The organism is Ruegeria sp. P8 (assembly GCF_056534665.1).
Map to the genome: position 1 here is coordinate 273,497 of NZ_JBQERC010000001.1, position 21,451 is coordinate 294,947.

Genomic DNA, 21,451 nt, shown 5'->3' on the forward strand with positions numbered 1-21,451 from the left:
GATGCAGGAGCGCGACATGACAGAAATCCTACTCAAAAACGCTGATCTGATCCTGACGATGGACGAGTCCCGGCAGGAACTCCCCGGGGCTGACATTTTGATCCGCGACGGCCAGATCGCGGGGATCGGGTACGGATTGCAGGCACAAGGCGAGGTTCACGATGTTTCGGGCTGTCTGGTGACACCCGGGCTGGTGAACACTCATCACCATCTTTACCAAACGTTGACCCGCGCGGTGCCGGGCGGGCAAGACGCATTGCTGTTCGGGTGGCTTCAGACACTCTATCCGATTTGGGCGAAGTTCGGTCCAGACGAGATGTTCACCTCGGCCCAGATCGGTTTGGCAGAGCTGGCGCTGTCAGGCTGTACGCTCAGTTCTGATCACCTGTACCTCTATCCCAATGGTTCGCGGCTGGAGGACACGATTGCTGCCGCATCCGAGTTGGGGATGCGATTTCACCCGACACGCGGCGCGATGAGCATTGGTGAAAGTGATGGCGGCCTGCCACCGGACAGTCTGGTTGAAGAAGAAGCAGCCATACTGGACGACATGATCCGTGTCGTGGATGCTTTTCACGATCCGTCAGAAGGATCGATGTGCCGCGTAGGTCTGGCCCCGTGTTCACCGTTTTCCGTCAGCCGGGACCTGATGCGAGATGCAGCCCTTCTGGCACGGGACAAAGGTGTGATGTTGCATACGCATCTGGCTGAAAACGATGAAGATATCGCCTATTCACAGGCTCAGTTCGGCTGTCGGCCCGGTCAATACGCCGAAGATCTGGGTTGGACTGGCCCGGATGTGTGGCACGCCCATTGTGTCAAGTTGGACGGGGCCGAGATTGATCTGTTTTCACGTACGAAAACGGGTGTCGCTCATTGCCCATGTTCGAACTGCCGTCTGGGATCAGGCATCGCGCCGGTGCGGACGATGCGCGATGCGGGGGTAAAGGTGGGTCTCGGCGCTGATGGTTCAGCCAGTAATGACAACGGCAATCTGATGCTTGAGGCTAGGCAGGCGCTGCTGTTGCAGCGGGTGGTCAATGGGGCAGATGCGATGTCGGCCCGTGAAGCGTTGGAGATTGCGACACGTGGCGGGGCCGATGTGCTGGGGCGCCCCGATTGCGGGCGGCTTATGCCGGGAAAACGTGCGGATGTCGCTGTTTGGGATATGCGCTGTATCGAAAGCGCAGGCAGTTGGGACCCGGCAGCTCTGCTTCTGGCAGGTCCGATGCAGGTAAAGCACCTGTTTGTCGAAGGCCGCCAGATCGTGCGGGACGGGCATATCACGACGATTGACCTGCCCCGCGTGATTGAGCGTCAAAACAGTCTTGCCAAGGAGTTGCAGGCCTAGGCGGCCTGCCGCCCACCGATCCAGACCTCGGCCACAGCCCGATCATCACCCATCATGATGGTAGGGAAGATTGCCTCCCAAACATCGTTTGCGCAAGCTTCGCGCTGGGCGATGGCCGGGGTCGAGGCGAGATCAATCACGACCAGATCCGCCTCCATTCCCGGGGCAATGTTGCCGATGCAATCATCCATCCGCAGGCTGCGCGCCGACCCGACCGTACCCAGCCACAGCAATTGCGCCGGATGCAGGGGTCGCCCGCGCAACTGACCGATTTCATAAGCGGCAGCCATGGTGCGAAGCATTGAAAAACTTGATCCGCCACCGGTATCTGTTGCCAAACCGATCCGGTGGCCATCATGGATCAAGCCGTTCATGTCGAACAGACCCGACCCGATAAAGGTGTTCGAGGTGGGGCAGTGGATCAGTGACGCATCAACCTCGCGCAGACGATCGCGTTCCCGGTCTTCCAGATGGATGACATGCCCATAAAGTCCGTTCTGCCCCAGCAGCCCGAACTTTTCGTAAGTGTCCAGATAGTCCCGGGCATCGGGGAACAGGGAGCGGACCCACTCGATTTCGTCTGTCTGCTCGCTCAGGTGTGTTTGCATCAGGCAATGGGGATGTTCCGCCCAAAGCGCGCCCATGGCCTCAAGCTGTTCAGGGGTGGACGTAGGTGAAAACCGGGGCGTGATGGCATAGGACAGGCGGTCGACACGGTGCCATTTCTCAAGCAGCGCGGCAGATTGGTCATAGGCGGTCTGGGCTGTGTCACGCAGACCTTCAGGCGCATTGCGATCCATGCAGGTCTTGCCCGCGACCACGCGCTGTCCCCGTTGTTGCGCGGCAGTGAAAAAGGCATCCACGCTTTCGGGGTGGATGGTGCAAAAACTACACATCGTCGTTGTGCCATGGGCGGCAGTCAGATCCAGATAACGGTTGGCGATTTCAGAGGCGTATTCAGGATCACCAAACTTCATCTCTTCCGGGAAGGTGTAGGTGTTCAGCCAGTCGATCAACCGCTTACCCCAACTGGCAATCATGGCCGTCTGTGGGTAGTGCACATGCGGGTCAACGAAACCTGCAATGATCAGGTGATTGCCATGGTCCTTGATGACGGCATCAGGGTGACGCCGCATCAGCGCATCGGACGCGCCGACATCGGCAACGCGTCCTTTGTCAATCACGACCGCTTCGTCCAGCCGGGTCGCTTCGGTTGGCTCTCCGTCAAAGGGTGAGCCTGTGAAACTCAGAACGCGCCCTTTCAAAAGCGTCTTTTGCGCCATTTGCCCTGTTCTCCACCTGTTAGGGACCGCGCTGTAGCATAGGCAGACGAAAGAAGTGGGTAAATCGGCGCATTGTCATTGTTTTCTGGTAGCTGCTTCTTCTATTTAGGGGCCAATCGCCGAAAGAAGGGGGCAGCGCATGACGACAGGCAGTGATCAAGCCGAACACGATCTGCCCCACGACGAAGACGCGTATGCACTGGATCGCCGGACAGTGGCGGCGATCCTATACGCCGTCGATGTGGATGATCGCGACAAGCTGATTGAGCTGATGGAGCCACTGCACGCGGCTGATATCGCTGACCTTCTGGAGCAGATCAATCCTTATGACCGGGCGCGGCTGATCCGGCTTTATGACAAGGAATTTGACGGCGACATCCTGTCAGAACTGGACGAAGCGGTCCGCGAGGAAATCATCGCCGTCCTGACCCCCGAGGTTCTGGCGGAAGCCGTGCGCGAGATGGAAAGCGACGACGTCGTTGACCTTCTGGAAGATCTTGAGGAACCGCAGCAGGAAGCCATTCTGGGCGCGCTCGAAGATTCCGAGCGGCTAGCGGCGCAACAGGCGCTTGCTTACCCCGAGAATTCGGCTGGTCGTTTGATGCAGCGCGAGGTCGTCATGGCGCCCGAGCATTGGACCGTCGGTCAGGCCATCGACTTCATGCGTGCCAATGACGATCTGCCCGAGCAGTTCTATCATGTTGTTCTGGTCGATCCGCGCCTAAAACCAACAGCGCAGGTGACATTGGGCAAGCTGATGGCGTCCCGTCGTGAGGTGCCGTTGCGCGATCTGGCGGAAGAGGAGTTTCACATCATCCCCGTTGATCAGGACGAGGAGGACGTGGCTTACGCCTTCAACCAGTATCATCTGATCTCGGCCCCTGTGGTGGATGCCGATGGGCGTCTGGTTGGTGTGATCACCATCGATGACGCGATGGTCGTTCTGGATGAAGAGCACGAAGAAGACATCCTGCGCCTTGCCGGTGTGAGCGACGAAAGCTCTCTGTCCGACAGTGTCGCGGCGACCAGTCGGCGACGGTTGCCGTGGCTGGCGGTAAACCTGTGCACAGCGATATGTGCTTCGTTGGTAATCTCGCAATTTGCGGCGGCAATTGACCAGCTTGTCGCGCTGGCCATCCTGATGCCGATTGTTGCATCCATGGGGGGCAATGCGGGTACTCAGTCGCTAACCGTTGCAGTGCGCGCACTGGCGACGCGCGACCTGACCAATTCAAACGTGATGCGCGTTATCAGGCGGGAACTGCTGGTGGGCATGTTGAACGGGCTCTGTTTTGCCATTGTACTGGGGACCGTGGGGATGCTGTGGTTCGGTTCACCTTGGCTGGGTGTCGTGATTGGGTCAGCCTTGGTCGTGAACATGATCATCGCGGGCTTTGCAGGTACGGTAGTACCGGTAGTGCTGGATCGTCTGGGAATTGACCCGGCTCTGGCGTCAGGAACCTTTGTGACAACCACAACCGATGTCATGGGATTCTTCATCTTTCTTGGGCTAGCCAGTGTGGTGCTATTGTGACCGATCTGACTGAAATCAAAGCAGCTGCACGCAAAGCGGCGTTTGCGCGCCGCAAGGTCGCGTTCGACACGCGTGTTCCCGGTGCAGCCGGACGTTTGTCCGAGGTTCTGGCGGGTTATCGCGGTGTGCCCTTGTCAGGCTACATGCCGATCCGGACCGAGATCGACCCGGTATCCGCCATGGCTGAAGCTTCGGCTTATGGGCCTGTTGGTGTTCCAGTGATCCAAGCCGCTGGAAAACCGCTGAAATTTTCGCGCTGGACGCCGGAAGGACCGCTGAAAGACGGCCCATTCGGTGCCAGAGTGCCCGAGGTCGATGATTATTTCGACCCCGAGATCCTGATCGTGCCGCTGGTGGCTTTTGATGCCAACGGCGGGCGTCTGGGATATGGCGGTGGATTTTATGATCGCACGCTGGAAGGATTGCGAGGCAAGCGCGCGACACTGGCAATCGGTTTCGCTTTTGACGCGCAAGAGGCGCAGGATCTGCCGCTGGAGCCAACCGATCAGCCGTTGGACATAGTTATCACGGAAAGCCGGGTGCTGACGTTCTAAGCCTCATTGCTGAAAGTGGCCGCGTAGATAGTCCCAGGCATCCACTTCCGTGCCGTCCTTCAGGATGCAGACACCAAAGACGCTTCCGTCTTCGTTCTTCCGAAGTTGGTAAACTCCATCATTCTCGACGCAAAAGGTTGCCGCGGGATTGGGCATGGATGTCTTTGTGCCTTGCGCCATAACGCCCGAAGCGACCACAAGGCCGAATGTCAATATTGCCAATAACTTCACAACATATCCTTTTGATATAAGCGCATGGCTAAGACTTTGCCACGCCTGCAAGCAATTTCAAGTTCGGGCTCAACTTAAATTTCACGGTTCCGCCTTGTTATTGCCCAGCACAGCCCCTACGACCCGGATCATGAGGATTTTGTTTCTTGGTGATGTCATGGGGCGCGCGGGGCGCGCGGCCGTTCAGCAACATTTGCCGCGCCTGCGCGACGAATGGCGGCTGGATTTCGTTGTGGTCAATGGCGAAAACGCGTCGAACGGCATGGGGTTGAGCGGCGATCACGCCAAGCTGCTGCTGGATGCCGGTGCAGATTGCCTGACATTGGGCGACCATGCGTTCGACCAGAAAGACATGCTGCAATATATCGAGAAAGAACAGCGCATCGTGCGCCCGGTGAACTATGCCAAGGGCGCGCCGGGGCGGGGGCACCGGCTGTTCAACGCACCCGGAGGGCGCAAGGTTCTGGTGGTGCAGGTGTTGGGGCAGGTCTTTATGAAACGGCCATTCGACGACCCGTTCTCGGCCATAGAGCCCATCCTGAAATCGCACCCCAGGGGCGGGCAGGCACAAGCCATCATTGTCGATATGCATTGTGAGGCGACGTCCGAGAAGATGGCCATGGGTCACTATTGCGACAAGCGCGCCAGCCTTGTGGTGGGCACACATACCCATGTACCGACAGCGGATTCGCAGATTCTGCCGGGCGGCACAGGCTATCTGACGGATGCGGGCATGTGCGGCGACTATGACTCGGTCATTGGTATGGACAAGCAGGAACCGATGCGCCGGTTCATAACCGGGATGCCCAAGACCCGGTTTACCCCTGCCAATGGCGAGGCCACGCTGAGCGGAGTGTTCGTCGAAACGGATGATCGCGACGGTCAGGCCAAATCTGTTCGCATGGTGCGCGTTGGTGGGCGTTTGGAACAAGCCGGGCCTGATTAACGAACGTCGGGCTTGCTCTGCCACGCGCAATGCGTGAAACTGCATGTCATCAGGCGCTTGGGCCAGGGTTCGGACAGAATACCACGAATGCATTTCCTTCCACTGACAGAGACGGGCAGCGCAATTCTGGCGCTGCTGATTGTTGCGAGCATGTTCGTCATGTTCCTGCGCGAGGTTTATCCGACCGAGGTTGTGGCCATCGGTGGTGTCTCACTGATGCTGGTCACAGGGATATTGCCCTATCAAAGCGCGCTGGCGGTCTTGTCCAATCCCGCGCCCTGGACGATTGCGGCGATGTTCATCATCATGGGGGCCTTGGTGCGGACCGGGGCCTTGGACGCCTTCACGTCGACCGCGCAAAGGCAGGCGCAGGTCAACCCGCGCATTGCCATCGGTTTGCTGATGGGGTTCGTCGTGCTGGCCTCGGCTTTTGTGTCGAACACGCCCGTTGTTGTGGTCATGATCCCGGTTTTTGTTCAGATCGCCCGCACGCTGAATGTACCCGCGTCAAAGCTGCTAATTCCACTCAGTTATGCCGCCATTCTTGGCGGGACACTGACACTGATCGGAACGTCCACCAACCTGCTGGTGGATGGTGTGGCCCGTGCGCAGGGGATGAAAGCCTTTTCGATATTCGAGGTCACGCCGCTGGGGATTGCACTAGTGATCTACGGCATGATCTATCTGCGTTTCATCGCCCCCAGATTGCTGCCCGAGCGGGACAGCATGGCCTCGCTGCTTAGCGATCGGTCCAGAATGAAGTTTTTCACCGAAGCGGTCATTCCGCCCGACAGCAACCTGATCGGGCGTGAAGTGACCGGCGTTCAGTTGTTCAAACGCCCCGGCGTGCGTCTGATCGACGTGGTCCGGGGCGATGAATCGCTGCGGCGCAATCTGAAGGGCGTTGAATTGCAGGTCGGTGACCGCGTAGTTCTGCGCACCGAGATGACCGAACTTCTGAGCCTACAGAGCAACAAAGAGCTGAAGCGTGTGGATCAGGTTTCTGCTGTCGAGACCAAGACGGTCGAGGTGCTGATCACACCCGGATGCCGTTTGGTGGGTCGGACCCTTGGAATGATGCGACTTCGGCGTCGGTATGGTGTCTATGTGCTGGCCGTTCACCGTCGCAATCAGAATATCGGTCGCCAGTTGGATGATCTGGTGGTTCGGGTAGGGGATACATTACTGCTGGAGGGCGCCCCGGCAGATATCCAGCGCCTTGCGGCGGACATGGACATGGTGGATGTCAGCCAACCTTCTGCACGCGCCTTCCGTCGCAGCCATGCGCCAATTGCAATTGGCGCGCTGGTCGGGATCGTCGTCCTTGCAGCGCTGGGTGTCGCGCCGATCCTGCTGTTATCGATTGTGGCCGTAGCCGTGGTTCTTCTGACCCGCTGCATCGACGCGGACGAGGCGTTCTCCTTTGTCGAAGGTCGCCTGTTGGCGCTGATCTTCGCGATGCTCGCCATCGGTGCGTCACTGGACAGCTCTGGTGCGGTTTCACTGATTGTCGAGGCCGTGGCACCGGGATTAAGCGCTCTGCCGCCCTTCCTGATCATCTGGGCGATCTACCTGCTGACCTCGGTGCTGACCGAACTGGTTTCCAACAATGCGGTTGCGGTTGTGGTCACGCCTATAGCCATCGGGCTAGCCCAGGCCGTCGGAATGGACCCACGCCCGTTGGTGGTTGCCGTTATGGTCGCGGCTTCGGCGTCCTTTGCAACACCGATCGGATACCAGACCAACATGATGGTCTACGGCCCTGGCGGCTACAGGTTCACCGATTTCATGAAGGTGGGTGTTCCGCTAAATCTGACAGTCGGATTGTTGGCATCCCTGCTTATTCCGTTGATCTGGCCTTTGTGATTTCGGCGCAGAATTGCCACTTTGTCGAAGCACATCTTGCAAAGACCCAAGGGCACACGATCTTTTGCGAAGAGGGTTTGCAAAAGGAATTGACCTATGCAGCAATTAAGTCGCGCAATATGGGTGGGTGCAGCAACTTGGGCAGCGTTAAGCGGTGTCGCCATTGCCGGTGCAGTTGAAGGGACCGCCACATACCGAGAGCGCATTGCACTGCCACCGGACGCAACTCTTTATGTCGAGCTTCAGGATATCTCGCTGGTCGATGCTCCCGCTGTCACGCTTGCCGCGCAACGGTATGCGCTGAGCGGGGTGCCCGCACAGTTCAAATTGACCTATGACGATGCACTGATCATGGATGCTCATCGCTATAGCGTTCGGGCATCTGTGATGCAGGGGCAAAACCTGCTGTTCACCACAGATACCGTTTACCCGGTTCTGACGAATGGGGCAGAAAATGCCGCTGATCTTCTGTTGGTTCAGGTCCAGGGGCAGGGGGCGGAAGCGCTGGACAACACCCAATGGGCCGCCTCGGGCCTGAATGGTGCGCCTGTCGAATCCGAGAAACGCCCCGAGCTTGTCTTTGGTCAGGATGGGGTTTTTTCAGGAAGCAGCGGCTGCAACCGGTTCAGCGGTCAGGCCGAGATTTCCGGTAATCGCATTGCGTTTCCAGACAACATGGCTGCAACACTCATGGCGTGCCCGCCCCCGCTGGACGCGGTTGAGCGGCAATTCCTGCAAGCCTTGCAGAACGTCACGACATTCGCGATGCAGGGCAACGCTCTGGCTCTGCTGGATGCGCAGGGACAGCCGGTGATCAAACTGATGCGCAAGTAACAGGGAAAGTGCGTCAGGCGACGGCCCTTGAACGCCCGGCATTGCGACCGGAAAAGATGCAGCCGCCCAGGAATGTGCCTTCCAGCGCGTTGTAGCCGTGATAGCCGCCACCGCCGAATCCGGCGACTTCGCCAGCAGCGAACAGGCCCGGTACGACATTGCCGTCTGATCCAATCATCTGACTGTCCAGATTGGTCTGCAACCCACCCAGAGATTTGCGTGTCAGAATATGCAGCTTGACGGCAATCAGCGGGCCGTTGGCCGGATCCAGAAACTTATGCGGTTTGGCTGTGCGGATCAGTTTATCTCCGCGGTAATTGCGCGCGGCAAGGATTGCCATCATCTGCGCATCTTTCGAAAAGGGGTTGTCGACCTGCGAATCCCGGGCTTCGATCTGGGCACGCAGATGAGCCTCGTCTATCGGAGTGTCGCCCAGATGGTTCATGCCATTGACCAGTTCGGTCAGCGTGTTGGCAACAACAAAATCCTCACCTTTTTCCTTGAACGCCTCAACCGGGGCAGTTGCGCTGGAACCTGACAGAATGCGTTGGCGGATAACTTCTTTCCAGCTGCCCGAAGTGAAGTCGGGGTTTTGTTCCGACCCGGACAGCGCAAATTCCTTTTTGATCACCTTCTGGGTCAGAACAAACCAGCTGTATTCATACCCGGTTTTCAGAATCTCACGCAGTGTCCCCAATGTGTCGAACCCGGGCAGGCACGGCGGAGCAAGGCGGTTACCCCTGGCGTCAAACCACATTGAGCTTGGGCCGGGCAGGATACGAATACCGTGGGCGGGCCAGATCGGGTCCCAGTTGCGCACGCCTTCGGTGTAGTGCCACATCCGATCACCGTTGATGACATGGCCGCCCGCCTTTTCGCTGATTGCGATCATGCGGCCATCGACGTGAAAGGGTACCCCTGCAACCATATCTTTGGGCGGCTCACCCAAACGGTCCCGTGGCCAGTTTTGACGCACCATGTCAAAATTGCCACCAATACCGCCGGACGTGACAATGATTGATGGGGCATAAACTTCGAACTCGCCAACCTCATCGCGGTTGGTTTTGCCACCGCGCTGGGAGGTGTCATCGGCCAGAATTTCTCCGGAAACACCTTTGGCGGTTCCGTTCTGCATGATGATATGGCTGACCTGGTGGCGGAACTTCATCTGGATCAATCCGGCGCTGACATGGTCGCGGACACGTCGGATAAAGTGTTCAAGAACGCCGGGGCCGGTGCCCCATGTGATGTGAAAGCGCGGGACCGAGTTGCCGTGCCCCGTCGCATAAGACCCGCCACGTTCGGCCCAGCCAACGACCGGAAACCAGCGCAGGCCCATTTCGTGCAGCCACTGACGCATCTCGCCAGCCGCAAACTCGATATAGGCTTCGGCCCATTTGCGGGGCCATGCGTCTTCGTCACGGTCAAACTGTGCGCTGCCCATCCAGTCGCGCAACGCCAGATCGTGGCTGTCGCGTATACCCATGCGGCGCTGTTCGGGGGTGTCGACCATGAACAGTCCACCAAGGCTCCAGAACGCCTGACCGCCCAGAAAGGTTTCGGGTTCCTGATCGAGTATGATTACCTTTTTGCCTCGGTCGCCCAGTTCGGCTGCGGCGGCCAATCCGGCCAGACCAGCACCGATTACGATCGCATCAGCAGTGTTGTTTGTCATAACGGTCCTTTCAGCGCCTGCGGAACCAGACAAGAAACGGCAGAACCACGGCGTACATCGTAATGCCATAAACCGCCGAGGGCAGGGCCAGCGGGCTGAACCCGCTTTCGGTATTCGTGATCAGCGCCGCCAGTGTAATGCCCAGCGTGGAGTTTTGAATACCGGTTTCGATCGAGATCGTCTTGCACTCATTCCAGGACAGGTTTGATATCCGCGCAAGCCCCAGCCCGATGAACAGCAGGGTGATATTCAAAGAAATCAAGCCTGCGCCCATGATGCCAAGATTGTCGACGAACAATTGCCAGTTCCCGGCCAGTGCCGCGGCAACGATCAGCACGAACAAAACGGTCGCGAGCGTTGACAATCCCGGCTCTACGCGGTTTGCAAACTCCGTTGCAAAGTAGCGAATTCCGACCCCGATTGCCACAGGCAGCGTTGTTATCAGAAACAATGCAACAGCCAGCCCGGTGATCGAAACCTCGGGTGCTTCGTCGCCCATGAAGTGCCTGATCGACCACGCGGCCAGTATTGGTACGGTCACCATCGACAAAAGGCTGATCACGGCGGTCAGGCTGACCGAAAGCGCGACATCGGCTTTGGCGAGCTTGGAGAGGATGTTGCTGGTTACGCCGCCCGGGCAAAAACTGAGCAGCATGAAACCAACCGCGATCTCGGGGGGCAATGCAAAGATTGTGACCGTCACAAAGGCTGCGACTGGCAAGAGAACAATCTGGCTTACCGCCCCGATGGCAAAGGCGCGTCGCCGGCTCAGGATACGACGGAAGTCTGCCACCTCCAGCCCGATGCCCAGAGACAACATGATAATGGCAAGCGACACCGGCAAGCCGACATTCAAAAGCAAATCCAAGGACAACCTCTCCCAAAGTTGCGTCAGATCAGCCTAAGCGAGGCGGAATGGCGCAGGCAACCGCGCCGTTGGGTCACTCGTATCGCTGGACGAAACGGCGCAGGATTTCGCCGGGTTGCGTAACCTCTGCCGAATGGCAATGGTCGATCAGTTTCTGCGCGTCTTCGGGCGGGAAGTAGCCATGGTTCTTGTAGATGTTGATGCGTTGTTCAAAGTCTTTGGCATCGGCTTCCGGGTGGAACTGAGTGGCATAGACGTTCTGGCCCCAGCGGATCATCTGAAACGGGCAGGGGTCGGACGCAACAAGGTGAACGCAGCCCTCGGGCAGGGTTTGAACCGCTTCTTTGTGACCAACAAAAGCATCAAAGGTGGCGTCCAATTCTGCGGTAAGCGGGTCTTGTTGTCCTTCGGGGGTCAGGCGGCACCTGGACGGCCCCACAGGCTCGCTGTACCGGGCTTTACTGACGTTGCCATCCAGATGTACGGCCAGAATACCAAGGCCATAGCAGCAGCCCATGAACGGGTGATCCTGTTCGATGATCTGCGGCATCAACCCCATGATCGCAGCCTCGATCCGGGCATCCAGCGGGGATTTGGTTGCGGGGTCATCACTGACGCATCCCGGTCCGCCGCCTACAATAACCCCCGCATAGTCGGCGACTTTCAGCCCTTCCGGCAGGTCTTCGCAATCCAAACGGATGCGGTGTGTGCGTTCGGGCGATAACCCGCTGCGGTTCAGGATCGAAGCATATTCTGCGTCGGAGGCATCCGTTTCCGGGCGCAGTTGCAGGATCAAAAAGCGTTTCATGAACAGCCTTTACCCGTCACAGCGGCCAAAAGACAAGGATGGCGGGGACGGAAACCGCGATGATCAGAGCCTCAAGCGGCAGGCCCATGCGCCAGTAGTCGCCAAAATGATAGCCGCCGGGGCCCAGAACCAGCGTGTTGTTCTTGTGACCGATAGGCGTCAGGAACGCAGCCGAAGCCGCAACTGCAACGGTCATCAGGAAAGGGTCGGGCGACACCCCGAGCGTTTGGGCCATCTGGATGCCCACCGGGGCCGCGACGATGGCGGTGGCGGTGTTGTTCAGGACATCCGACAAGGTCATCGTCACGACCATCAGTACGGTCAGGATCGCCCATGCAGGCAGACCGTCGGTCAGCTGGATCAGCGCATTGGCAATCAGCTCGGTGCCGCCGGATGTTTCCAAAGCGCTGCCCAGAGGGATCATCGAACCCAGCAGCACAACAACGGGCCATTCGATATGGTTATAGATCTCCGTGATTGGCATGACCTTGGTTAGCACATAGGCAATGACGACAAGACCCAATGCGACTGGAAGGTAAATCAACCCGACACTGGCCGCGAAAACGGCAGCGGCAAACAGACCGATGGCCAACCAGGCCTTGTCGTTTGCCGTCACGTTCAAACCGCGCTCGGCCAGAGGCAGACAACCCAGCCATTCTGTCACGTCGGCGCTGCGATCACGGGGGCAAAGCAGCAGCAGGATATCTCCCGGTTGAACCTCGGTCTTGCGAACCTGTTCGGTGATCTGACGACCCTGACGCGAGATGCCCATCAGGACGGTACTTTGGCGCCAGGCCAACCCGATACCCTGCGCAGTACGGCCGGTTATGCGCGCGCTTTCGGGAACGACCACTTCGATTACTTCCAGACCTTCGCCTTCAGCCGTCAGCAGCTCCTGCCGTCGCGTGTCCGAGAAATCCAGTTTCAGCGCAGAACGGAATTCGTCCAGTGCTTCGGGGCGTGCTTCCAGCACCAACGCGTCGCCATCGTTCAATGTGGCATGGGTTGACCGGCCATATCGCCGTTTCCCATCCCGGATCAGGCCGATGATAGCCACGTCGGATTTTTCGGCCGTTTCATAAAGTTCGCTGACCCGTTTGCCGATATGGGCAGACCCCGGCGGGATCGTCAGTTCGGCAATGTATTCGGCCAGCACCTCGGATGTTTCTTGTTGCACGCCGCGATTGGGGATCAACCGCCATCCGACCAGTGCGACAAATGCCAGACCGGCAATCGCTGCTATTCCACCAACAGGGGCGAAATCGAACATGTGAAACGGCTCGCCGAGCGTTTCCTGCCGGATCGAGGCGATGATGATATTCGGAGGGGTGCCGATCAGGGTGACCATGCCCCCCAGAATGGTAGCAAAGCTCAGCGGCATCAGGGACAGGCTCGGAGGGCGACCTGCTTTGCGCGCGGTCTGAATATCCACGGGCATCAGCAGGGCAAGCGCAGCGACATTGTTCATGAAAGCCGACAGAATGGCACTGATCCCGCCCATCAGGGCGATATGCGCGCCCAGTCCCCGTGACGCATCGACCAGAGTGCGGGTGATCAGAAAGACCGCTCCCGACCTGACCAAACCGGCAGAGACCACAAGCACCAGCGCGACGATAATGGTCGCCGGGTGGCCAAAGCCCGCGAAGGCGTCACCGACAGGCACAACACCCAGCACGACGCCAATCATAAGCGCGGCAAAGGCCACAAGGTCGTATCGAAACCGACCCCATAGCAGCATTCCGAAGACGGTGATGAAAAGGGCAAAAAGTATGATCTGATCTGTCGTCATGCCGTCACCATACAAGGCGGTGAGGTCGTCGCAAGCCGCTCTCTTGATCCTGCCCCCCGCAAACGTCTATATGAGCGCCGAACACGCAAACATGATGACGAGGACGCACTATGGCAGGCCACTCCAAATGGGCCAACATCCAGCACCGCAAGGGGCGTCAGGACGCCGCGCGGTCCAAACTATTTTCCAAACTGTCCAAAGAGATCACCGTGGCCGCCAAGATGGGCGATCCCGATCCAGACAAGAACCCGCGCCTGCGTCTGGCGGTGAAAGAAGCCAAGTCGAACTCGGTCCCCAAGGACGTGATCGACCGCGCGATCAAGAAATCGCAAGCGGGTGAAGGCGAGGACTACGAAGAAATTCGCTACGAGGGCTACGGGCCCAATGGTGTAGCGGTAATTGTCGAAACCATGACCGACAACCGAAACCGGACCGCTTCGACCGTTCGATCCACGTTCTCGAAGAACGGTGGCAATCTGGGCGAGACCGGCTCGGTTGGGTTCATGTTTGACCGCAAGGGTGAGGTCATTTACCCGGCAGATGCTGGCGATGCCGACACGATATTTGAGGCCGCCATTGAGGCCGGAGCCGAAGACGTCGAGAGTTCGGAAGACGGCCACATCATCTGGTGCGCGGATACTGATCTGAACGATGTCTCAAACGCTCTGGAAGGGGCGCTGGGCGAGTCTGAATCCACCAAGCTGGTCTGGAAACCGACCACAACGACGGAACTGGGCCTTGAGGACATGCAAAAGCTGATGAAACTGGTCGATGCACTGGAAGACGATGACGATGTGCAGCGTGTCACGACCAATTTCGAAGCCACCGACGAGGTCATGGCTCAGCTTTGAGCTGACCCATACCAGCTCATTGAAACCCGGTCGCAACGGCCGGGTTTTTTGTTCTTTGACGGTTTTATTGAATTATTGGCTGAAACATTCGATGCGCTTAGGCTGAAAGTGCGGGAAATCCAGAAAACATGAAGACACAGTACTAATGGCATCCGAAACTTCCGATCGAACCAAGCGCAATGTGCCCGTCCTAGCCGGGCAAAGTATCCTGTCTCAGGTCGCGTGGACGCTCGGCAGCCCGTCGGTTGTTTTACCGTTTCTAGCCGTTTCCTTCGAGTTGCCGATGTTTGTGGCGGGGGCGCTGGTGTCGGTGCGGATGGTCGGTTGCTTGATTGCGGATTTCTTTCTCGCACAACCCGTTGCGGCAAGAAGCAAGAAGAAACGTGCGATTGCGTTGACCGAAGCGGTCATTGGCGCCTGTCTGGTTCTGGCAATAGCTGCGGCCGCAACCGGGGCTGTCCCATTGATCGCGGCGGTTTTCCTGTCTGTATTTCTGGTGATCGGGCTTGTCAGCGAAGTGCAGACCCTGATGCTTACGGATCTGCTCGGGGACCACGTTCTGGCGCGTTCGCGCATGGTCATGCAATACCTGCAGCTTGGTGCCGGGGGGCTATGTGCCATTGGCCTTGCGTTGCTGGTGCATCAGATCACCAAGGATAATCCACCCTTTTCGCGCCATTCAGTCATGATTGGCGTTTCGGTTTTATTCTTCCTTCTGTCGGGTCTGTTCATGCTGGCGATGACGGAAACCGTGCGTGAGGGTGCACCGATGACGCCGCAGAAGTCCGAAAGGGGCATTTCGATTAAGGCGAATATCAAGGGTATTCTGGACATGTTCGAATACCAGTGGTTCCGGCGGTATATGATCATGCGTCTGCCCTTGGTTGCTGTGTCGCTGTCTGTTCCGTTCTTCGCGCTCATCGCAGCCGAAGCGCATCACAGCTCGACACAGGGATTGACCGCGATGATCGTTTCTTCCGCTTCGGGATACCTTGTATCGGGTCCTCTGTGGCAAATCATCAACATGAAATCCCATCGTGCGGTCATGGTGGTCGGGACATTGATGGTCGCCGCAACAGGCAGTGTCCTTTTGGTGTTCCACTATTTGGGCATCGACCATCAGGTTCACTTGCATGCAATTGCGCTGTTCATTGTCACCGTTGCGGTGACCGGGATCAGCAGTGCGCGTAAGCTCTATTTTCTGGATGTGGCACCCAAAGAGCAGCGGGTACGGGGATCGGCGGCGGTCAAGGCGTTCGCGCGTTTAACCGCGGTGTTGTTGTCTGCGGGCCTTGCCGCTGTCGCCCATATGCACGAGGTCGCAATGGCCGTCGCATTCATCGTCGTCGCCAGTCTGGTGTCCTGTATAAACTGCTACCGCATGATGCAACCAGAAGGGAAAAAGGCGGAACAGCCCTCGAATTGAGTTTTCGGCGAGCGTGGCGAAAGCCTCAGAAGAAAGATGAAATCTCTTCCAGGGGTTTCTTGAGTTTTGCCACAGCAGGCACAGTCGCGTCTTCTGACGGATGCCCCACTGCAATAATCATGGTTGGTTTTTCCGACGCGGGTCGGTCCAGCGCGTCGTTCAGAAACCGCATCGGATTCGGGGTGTGGGTCAGGGTGCTGAGGCCCGCGTGATGCAGCGCAGCAATCAGAAAGCCGGTGGCAATGTTTACACTCTCCGGGACGTAGTAGTTCTTGTACCGCGTTCCATCCTCGAACTGCCCCCAGCGCTGGGCAAAAACCACGATCAGCCAAGGGGCGATTGTCAGATGTTCTTTGACCGCGTTGGTGCCGATGGGCTCCAGTGCTTTGATCCATTCATCCCCGGCGCCACCTGCGTAGAACCGGCGTTCTTCTTCTTCGGCTTCTTCCCGGATGCGGTGTTTCAGGGCAGGGTCCGAGATGGCTGCAAAATGCCAGGGTTGGTGATTGGCGCCTGACGGGGCGGTACCCGCAGTGCGCAGACTGGTTTCGATTACCTCACGGGCAACGGGGCGGGGGCCGAAATCCCGGATAGTATGACGCTGACGCATCTTTTCATAAAATGCCTGCGCCGCGCCCAGCATGTCTGTATCGCTGATGTCGCATCGGTCTGGCAGGGGAATAGGGTCATAGCCAAGAGCGTCACGTGAGAACATCGGTTCCTCCGAAAATGTCGTGTCTGTTTAGCTGCTTTGAGGCGGAAGCAAAATCCGTTCTGACGCACGTTTGACAGCCTGGGTCAGAGGTTTGAGTGCGGGCGCAAGAACACGCCCAACCTGCCAGCTCAGCGCGACATCCAACGGCGCATCGGGCACGATGGGGCGCAACAGCCCATGTTTTAAAGCCACCTGCACCAGAGCTGCGGGGTTCATGCCCCACCCAAGCCCGGCAATCGCCGCGTCCACAAATCCGTGTGAAGAAGGCAGGAAATGAGACGGGGGTGAAAGGCGTTTGCCAGTGTGCTGAACAATCCATGCCCTTTGTAGCCCGTCCTTTTGGTTGAAAACCAGGCAGGGTGCCTTGCCAAGTTCTGCCTCGGTCACTTTGTCCCGAAACCAGGTGTTGATGAATTCCGGGCTGGCTGTTGGCAGATAGCGCAACACGCCCAATGGGATCGCGTCGCACCCGGTCACTGTCTGGCCACCAACGGTGACGGCGGCGCTTACCTCGCCCCGTCGCAGCCAGTCTGCGGAGTGATCCTGATCGTCGATCACCAGATCGAACAGCATGTCAGGCACCTGCGCCATCGCATCAACAAACCAGGTGGCCAGACTGTCTGCCGGTACGGCGATACGGACGCGCGCGGACCTTGGTTCCTGCTCCAGCGTCAGTTCTCGAACCAACTGTGCCTCAAGCAGCCCGACATCTTCCGCGTAACGGGCAATGCGCAGCCCGGCGGGCGTCCCGGTACAAGGGCTGCCCCGATGTATCAGGGTGGCTCCAATCCGATCCTCAAGCGCCCTGATCCGCTGGGATATCGCCGAGGGCGTCACCGCCAGCTCTGCCGCAGCCGCATCAAAGCTACCATGGCGCAGAATGGCAGACAAAGCGGACAGGTGAAGAGGATCCAGCAACATTAGCCAAACTTAACATGAGATAACATCTTTAATTTGATAGATCACACCGACGGCCTTAGTCAACGTCTTGCAATAGCAGGAGGTCCCATGCCCACGTCCATGATCGCCGGTTTCGCGCTGGGTTTCAGTCTGATCCTCGCTATCGGGGCACAGAACGCCTTTATTCTGCGACAGGGATTGCGGCGTGAACATGTGTTTCTTCTGTGCCTGACCTGCTCAATGTCCGACGCGGTTTTGATCGTTGCAGGCGTCACAGGGTTCGGGACTCTGGCCCATTCAGCCCCCTGGTTTGAACCTGTAATGCGATATGGCGGGGCCGCTTTCCTGACGTGGTATGGGCTGCGCAGCTTCGGGTCTGCCCTGCGGGGTGGCGCGGTGATGGAAACGGGCAGCGGCCCGCGAACCAGCCTCAGAACCGCGATGCTTGCCGTTCTCGCCTTCACCTGGCTGAACCCGCATGTCTATCTGGATACAGTGGTTCTGATCGGCTCAATCTCGGCACAGTATGATGACCGGGTCGGATTTGCCATCGGGGCGGTCACGTCCAGCTTTGTCTTCTTCTTTTCACTTGGATACGGCGCGGGTGTTCTGTCTCCGGTGTTTGCGCGCCCGCGCGCCTGGCAGGTGCTGGACGCAGTGATCGGGGTCGTAATGCTGGGTATCGCACTGAAACTTGTTATCATGTGAAGGGTTGTTCCCGGCAGGGTTTCGGTGTTCAACCTAAGCCATGACATCGCTTGCCGTTTCGTCGCGCCCGCTTGCCGGTATGTTCTGGATGTTTGCCGCCGGGCTGTCCTTTGTTGTGATGACCGCTTTGGTCAAATCTCTGGGCACGACGATGAATCCGATCCAGGCTGCATTCCTGCGTTATGCGCTGGGATTGGTGTTTCTGTTACCGGCCTTGCGGTCGATCATGGCGACCCGGCTGACACCCCGCCTGCTGACGTTGTTCGGTTTGCGCGGTGTCGTACACGCGATAGCTGTCATGCTTTGGTTTTTTGCCATGACACAAATCCCCTTGGCCGAAGTCACTGCCATGAACTACATGACGCCGGTTTATGTCACCTTGGGCGCGGCCCTGTTTCTGGGCGAGAAGCTGGCTTTTCGCAGGGTTGCCGCCATTCTGGTCGCCTTGGTGGGCGTACTGGTTATCCTGCGCCCCGGGTTTCGCGAGGTCTCGCAAGGTCACCTTGCCATGCTCGGAACGGCCCTGATGCTAAGCGGGTCCTATTTGCTGGCCAAGCTTCTTGTCCGCGACGTTCCGCCTTCGGTTGTCGTGGCGCATCTGTCCATCTGGGTAACTATCGCCTTGATCCCATTTGCGGTTGCCGTCTGGACCCGGCCCAGTATGCAAGAACTCGGGGTTCTGTTTCTGGTGGCCAGCTTTGCGACCGCAGGTCATTACTTCATGACATTGGCGTTGCAGGCCGCGCCTGTGGCCGTCACACAACCCGTTACATTCCTGCAGTTGATCTGGGCCACGCTTGTGGGTGCAGCGATCTTCCACGAAAGTGTCGACCTATGGGTTGTGGCTGGCGGAACCCTGATACTGGGCGCTGTAAGCTTCATCTCATGGCGCGAGTTCATGTTGAACCGTCGGGACTTGACGCCTCCCAGTATTGCGCCGAAGCTGTGAAGTGACATCTCCGCGCTTACATTGATTGACGAGTCAATAAAAACATCCTAGCTTGGTCGCATGACACCTGTATGGGGAAAGCGATGCCAAAAGTTGGAATGGAGCCGATCCGCAAGGACGCGATTGTTCGAGCGACGATTGCTGAACTGGGTGTCAAGAAATCCCTGGATGTAACTGTCAGCCAGATTGCCAAACGCGCGGGCATGTCCAGCGCATTGGCCCACCATTATTTTGGCGGAAAGGATCAGATATTTCTGGCCGCAATGCGTCAGATCCTCGCCGACTTCAGCGACGAAGCCAGGGCCCAGTTGAAAGCGGCCAAACCGGGCAACCGGGCAGAGGCGATTATCCACGCCTGTTTTGCCCCTTCGTGTTTCACACCTGACGTGACTGCCGCTTGGATGACGTTTTATGTGTTGGCGCAGACCAACAGTGACGCGCTGCGATTGTGGCAGATCTATCAGGCGCGCATCAGATCGAATCTGGTTCATGCCCTGCGTCCAAGGATGCAGGATCCGGTTGAGGCTGCCGAGAACATGATTGCCCTGATTGACGGGCTCTATATTCGCGCAGCGCTCAGCGCCCCGGAAGAACCGCAATTGGCCGTGAACCACGCTATGCGCGTGCTCGATACTCTGCTCGAGGCTGAAAAATGACAAAACCGAACATTCTGATCCTGATGGTGGATCAGCTGAACGGAACCCTCTTTCCCGACGGTCCCGCTGACTGGCTTCATGCTCCGAACCTGAAGAAACTGGCCGAAAGGTCGACCCGTTTTGCCAACGCTTATACAGCGTCGCCGCTTTGTGCGCCGGGGCGGGCCAGCTTCATGTCCGGTCAATTGCCCTCACGCACCGGCGTCTATGACAACGCGGCAGAGTTTCGCAGCGATATCCCAACTTACGCACATCACCTGCGTCGCGCGGGCTATTACACCTGTCTGTCAGGCAAAATGCACTTTGTCGGGCCGGACCAGATGCACGGGTTTGAGGATCGCCTGACAACTGATATCTACCCGGCCGATTTTGGCTGGACACCGGATTACCGAAAGCCGGGTGAGCGGATCGACTGGTGGTATCACAACATGGGATCGGTGACCGGCGCGGGTGTTGCCGAGATTTCCAACCAGATGGAGTATGATGACGAGGTCGCCTATAACGCCAAGGCCAAACTGTATGACCTTGCGCGCGGCAAGGATGACCGCCCATGGTGCGTGACGGTCAGCTTCACCCATCCGCATGATCCCTATGTCGCCCGGCGCAAATACTGGGACCTCTACGAGGATTGCGAGCATCTGCTGCCTGAAATCGCTGATATTGGCTATGAAAACCAGGATCCTCACGCCAAGCGAATCTTCGACGCCAATGACTGGCGTAGCTTCGACATCACCGAGGAAGACATTCGCAAGTCCCGCCGTGCCTATTTCGCCAACATCACATATCTCGATGACAAGATCGGTGAAATCCTCGAAGTGCTGGAAACGACACGGCAAGAGGCGATCATCCTGTTCGTCTCGGATCACGGTGACATGCTGGGTGAACGGGGCTTGTGGTTCAAGATGAACTTCTACGAAGGCTCGGCGCGCGTTCCTTTGATGATTTCATCCCCGGATTTGCTTGCGGGGCGGATCGATACACCGGTTTCTACCATTGATGTCACACCCACACTCGGGGCTCTGGCAGGTGTTGACATGGCCGAGATCGCCCCATGGACGGACGGTGAAAACCTGGTGCCGCTGGCGCAAGGCGGGGAACGAACCGCACCTGTGGCCATGGAATACGCGGCCGAGGCATCGTATGCGCCGCTGGTGTCGCTGCGCTATGGCAAGTGGAAATACAATCGATGCGCGCTGGACCCGGATCAATTGTTTGATCTCGAGGCAGACCCGCATGAACTGACCAATCTGGCAGACAGCCCCGAACATGCGGGCACGCTGCAAACCCTGCGCGCAAAGTCCGAGACCCGCTGGGATTTGGAGCGCTTCGACGCGGATGTCCGTGCCAGTCAGGCGCGACGCTGGGTCGTGTACGAGGCACTGCGGCAAGGCGGATATTACCCATGGGATTATCAGCCGCTGCAAAAGGCGTCCGAACGCTACATGCGCAATCATATGGATCTGAACATCGTCGAGGAAAACGCCCGGTTCCCACGCGGCGAGTAACC

The 21,451-nt window shown here is 58.1% G+C and carries 20 protein-coding genes; 12 read left to right on the plus strand and 8 right to left on the minus strand.

What is annotated here, in order from left to right; translation table 11 throughout:
- Window positions 1-16 precede the first annotated feature (16 nt).
- A complete protein-coding gene (locus tag ACR0BZ_RS01380; RefSeq protein ID WP_480919256.1) occupies window positions 17-1,351 on the plus strand; it encodes an 8-oxoguanine deaminase in 1,335 nt (444 codons plus the stop codon).
- Here ACR0BZ_RS01380 and guaD read toward each other — a convergent pair.
- The gene (guaD, locus tag ACR0BZ_RS01385) at window positions 1,348-2,634 is read right to left on the minus strand and encodes a guanine deaminase (protein ID WP_480582865.1); all 1,287 of its coding nucleotides are present in this window, start codon (window positions 2,632-2,634) and stop codon (window positions 1,348-1,350) included. The genes ACR0BZ_RS01380 and guaD overlap by 4 nt on opposite strands.
- A gap of 139 nt (window positions 2,635-2,773) precedes the next feature.
- Here guaD and mgtE point away from each other — a divergent pair, with 139 nt between their 5' ends.
- Both mgtE and ACR0BZ_RS01395 read left to right on the plus strand, forming a co-directional pair.
- Window positions 2,774-4,168, plus strand: coding sequence for a magnesium transporter (gene mgtE / locus ACR0BZ_RS01390; RefSeq protein WP_267365362.1), 1,395 nt, complete (start codon window positions 2,774-2,776; stop codon window positions 4,166-4,168).
- The gene (locus ACR0BZ_RS01395; RefSeq protein ID WP_480481990.1) at window positions 4,165-4,722 is read left to right on the plus strand and encodes a 5-formyltetrahydrofolate cyclo-ligase; all 558 of its coding nucleotides are present in this window, start codon (window positions 4,165-4,167) and stop codon (window positions 4,720-4,722) included. Before mgtE ends, ACR0BZ_RS01395 begins: the two co-directional genes overlap by 4 nt.
- 3 nt (window positions 4,723-4,725) lie before the next feature.
- Here ACR0BZ_RS01395 and ACR0BZ_RS01400 read toward each other — a convergent pair whose 3' ends face one another.
- Complete coding sequence (locus ACR0BZ_RS01400; RefSeq protein WP_267365364.1) at window positions 4,726-4,953, minus strand: putative hemolysin; 228 nt, start codon at window positions 4,951-4,953, stop codon at window positions 4,726-4,728.
- Between the two features lie 130 nt (window positions 4,954-5,083).
- On the opposite strand from ACR0BZ_RS01400, the gene ACR0BZ_RS01405 reads away from it, so the two are divergent.
- From ACR0BZ_RS01405 to ACR0BZ_RS01415, 3 genes are all read left to right on the plus strand, one after another.
- Entirely contained in the window at window positions 5,084-5,899 is an 816-nt protein-coding gene (locus ACR0BZ_RS01405; protein WP_209504607.1) for a TIGR00282 family metallophosphoesterase, read from the plus strand.
- Window positions 5,900-5,986: 87 nt separating this feature from the next.
- The gene (locus ACR0BZ_RS01410; protein WP_480919257.1) at window positions 5,987-7,765 is read left to right on the plus strand and encodes an SLC13 family permease; all 1,779 of its coding nucleotides are present in this window, start codon (window positions 5,987-5,989) and stop codon (window positions 7,763-7,765) included.
- Window positions 7,766-7,861: 96 nt separating this feature from the next.
- Window positions 7,862-8,599 carry a YbaY family lipoprotein gene (locus ACR0BZ_RS01415; RefSeq protein WP_480919258.1) on the plus strand — a complete coding sequence of 246 codons (738 nt, stop codon included), beginning with the start codon at window positions 7,862-7,864 and terminating at the stop codon, window positions 8,597-8,599.
- Window positions 8,600-8,612: 13 nt separating this feature from the next.
- Here the strand turns inward: ACR0BZ_RS01415 and ACR0BZ_RS01420 are convergent, their stop codons facing one another.
- The 4 genes from ACR0BZ_RS01420 to ACR0BZ_RS01435 all read right to left on the minus strand — a co-directional run bounded on the left by ACR0BZ_RS01420 (window position 8,613) and on the right by ACR0BZ_RS01435 (window position 13,739).
- Window positions 8,613-10,274 (minus strand): FAD-binding dehydrogenase, encoded by a 1,662-nt coding sequence (locus ACR0BZ_RS01420; protein WP_480869749.1) that lies wholly within the window; start codon window positions 10,272-10,274, stop codon window positions 8,613-8,615.
- A gap of 10 nt (window positions 10,275-10,284) precedes the next feature.
- Window positions 10,285-11,142, minus strand: coding sequence for a bile acid:sodium symporter family protein (locus ACR0BZ_RS01425; RefSeq protein ID WP_480481982.1), 858 nt, complete (start codon window positions 11,140-11,142; stop codon window positions 10,285-10,287).
- A gap of 73 nt (window positions 11,143-11,215) precedes the next feature.
- Window positions 11,216-11,950: a glutamine amidotransferase gene (locus ACR0BZ_RS01430; RefSeq protein ID WP_480537390.1), complete on the minus strand. Its 735-nt coding sequence runs from the start codon at window positions 11,948-11,950 to the stop codon at window positions 11,216-11,218.
- Between the two features lie 16 nt (window positions 11,951-11,966).
- Window positions 11,967-13,739: an SLC13 family permease gene (locus ACR0BZ_RS01435; RefSeq protein WP_480919259.1), complete on the minus strand. Its 1,773-nt coding sequence runs from the start codon at window positions 13,737-13,739 to the stop codon at window positions 11,967-11,969.
- Window positions 13,740-13,849: 110 nt separating this feature from the next.
- On the opposite strand from ACR0BZ_RS01435, the gene ACR0BZ_RS01440 reads away from it, so the two are divergent.
- Both ACR0BZ_RS01440 and ACR0BZ_RS01445 read left to right on the plus strand, forming a co-directional pair.
- Window positions 13,850-14,590, plus strand: coding sequence for a YebC/PmpR family DNA-binding transcriptional regulator (locus tag ACR0BZ_RS01440; protein WP_209504600.1), 741 nt, complete (start codon window positions 13,850-13,852; stop codon window positions 14,588-14,590).
- A gap of 145 nt (window positions 14,591-14,735) precedes the next feature.
- A complete protein-coding gene (locus tag ACR0BZ_RS01445; protein WP_480919260.1) occupies window positions 14,736-16,016 on the plus strand; it encodes an MFS transporter in 1,281 nt (426 codons plus the stop codon).
- Between the two features lie 25 nt (window positions 16,017-16,041).
- Here ACR0BZ_RS01445 and ACR0BZ_RS01450 read toward each other — a convergent pair whose 3' ends face one another.
- Both ACR0BZ_RS01450 and ACR0BZ_RS01455 read right to left on the minus strand, forming a co-directional pair.
- Window positions 16,042-16,731: a nitroreductase family protein gene (locus tag ACR0BZ_RS01450; protein WP_480919261.1), complete on the minus strand. Its 690-nt coding sequence runs from the start codon at window positions 16,729-16,731 to the stop codon at window positions 16,042-16,044.
- Window positions 16,732-16,758: 27 nt separating this feature from the next.
- Window positions 16,759-17,652, minus strand: coding sequence for a LysR family transcriptional regulator ArgP (locus ACR0BZ_RS01455; RefSeq protein WP_480919262.1), 894 nt, complete (start codon window positions 17,650-17,652; stop codon window positions 16,759-16,761).
- A gap of 87 nt (window positions 17,653-17,739) precedes the next feature.
- On the opposite strand from ACR0BZ_RS01455, the gene ACR0BZ_RS01460 reads away from it, so the two are divergent.
- From ACR0BZ_RS01460 to betC, 4 genes are all read left to right on the plus strand, one after another.
- Window positions 17,740-18,339, plus strand: coding sequence for a LysE/ArgO family amino acid transporter (locus tag ACR0BZ_RS01460; RefSeq protein WP_480919263.1), 600 nt, complete (start codon window positions 17,740-17,742; stop codon window positions 18,337-18,339).
- A gap of 40 nt (window positions 18,340-18,379) precedes the next feature.
- Window positions 18,380-19,288 carry a DMT family transporter gene (locus ACR0BZ_RS01465; protein ID WP_209504595.1) on the plus strand — a complete coding sequence of 303 codons (909 nt, stop codon included), beginning with the start codon at window positions 18,380-18,382 and terminating at the stop codon, window positions 19,286-19,288.
- Window positions 19,289-19,371: 83 nt separating this feature from the next.
- A complete protein-coding gene (gene betI, locus ACR0BZ_RS01470) occupies window positions 19,372-19,944 on the plus strand; it encodes a choline-binding transcriptional repressor BetI (protein ID WP_209504594.1) in 573 nt (190 codons plus the stop codon).
- The gene (betC, locus tag ACR0BZ_RS01475; protein WP_480913424.1) at window positions 19,941-21,449 is read left to right on the plus strand and encodes a choline-sulfatase; all 1,509 of its coding nucleotides are present in this window, start codon (window positions 19,941-19,943) and stop codon (window positions 21,447-21,449) included. Before betI ends, betC begins: the two co-directional genes overlap by 4 nt.
- Window positions 21,450-21,451 lie beyond the last annotated feature (2 nt).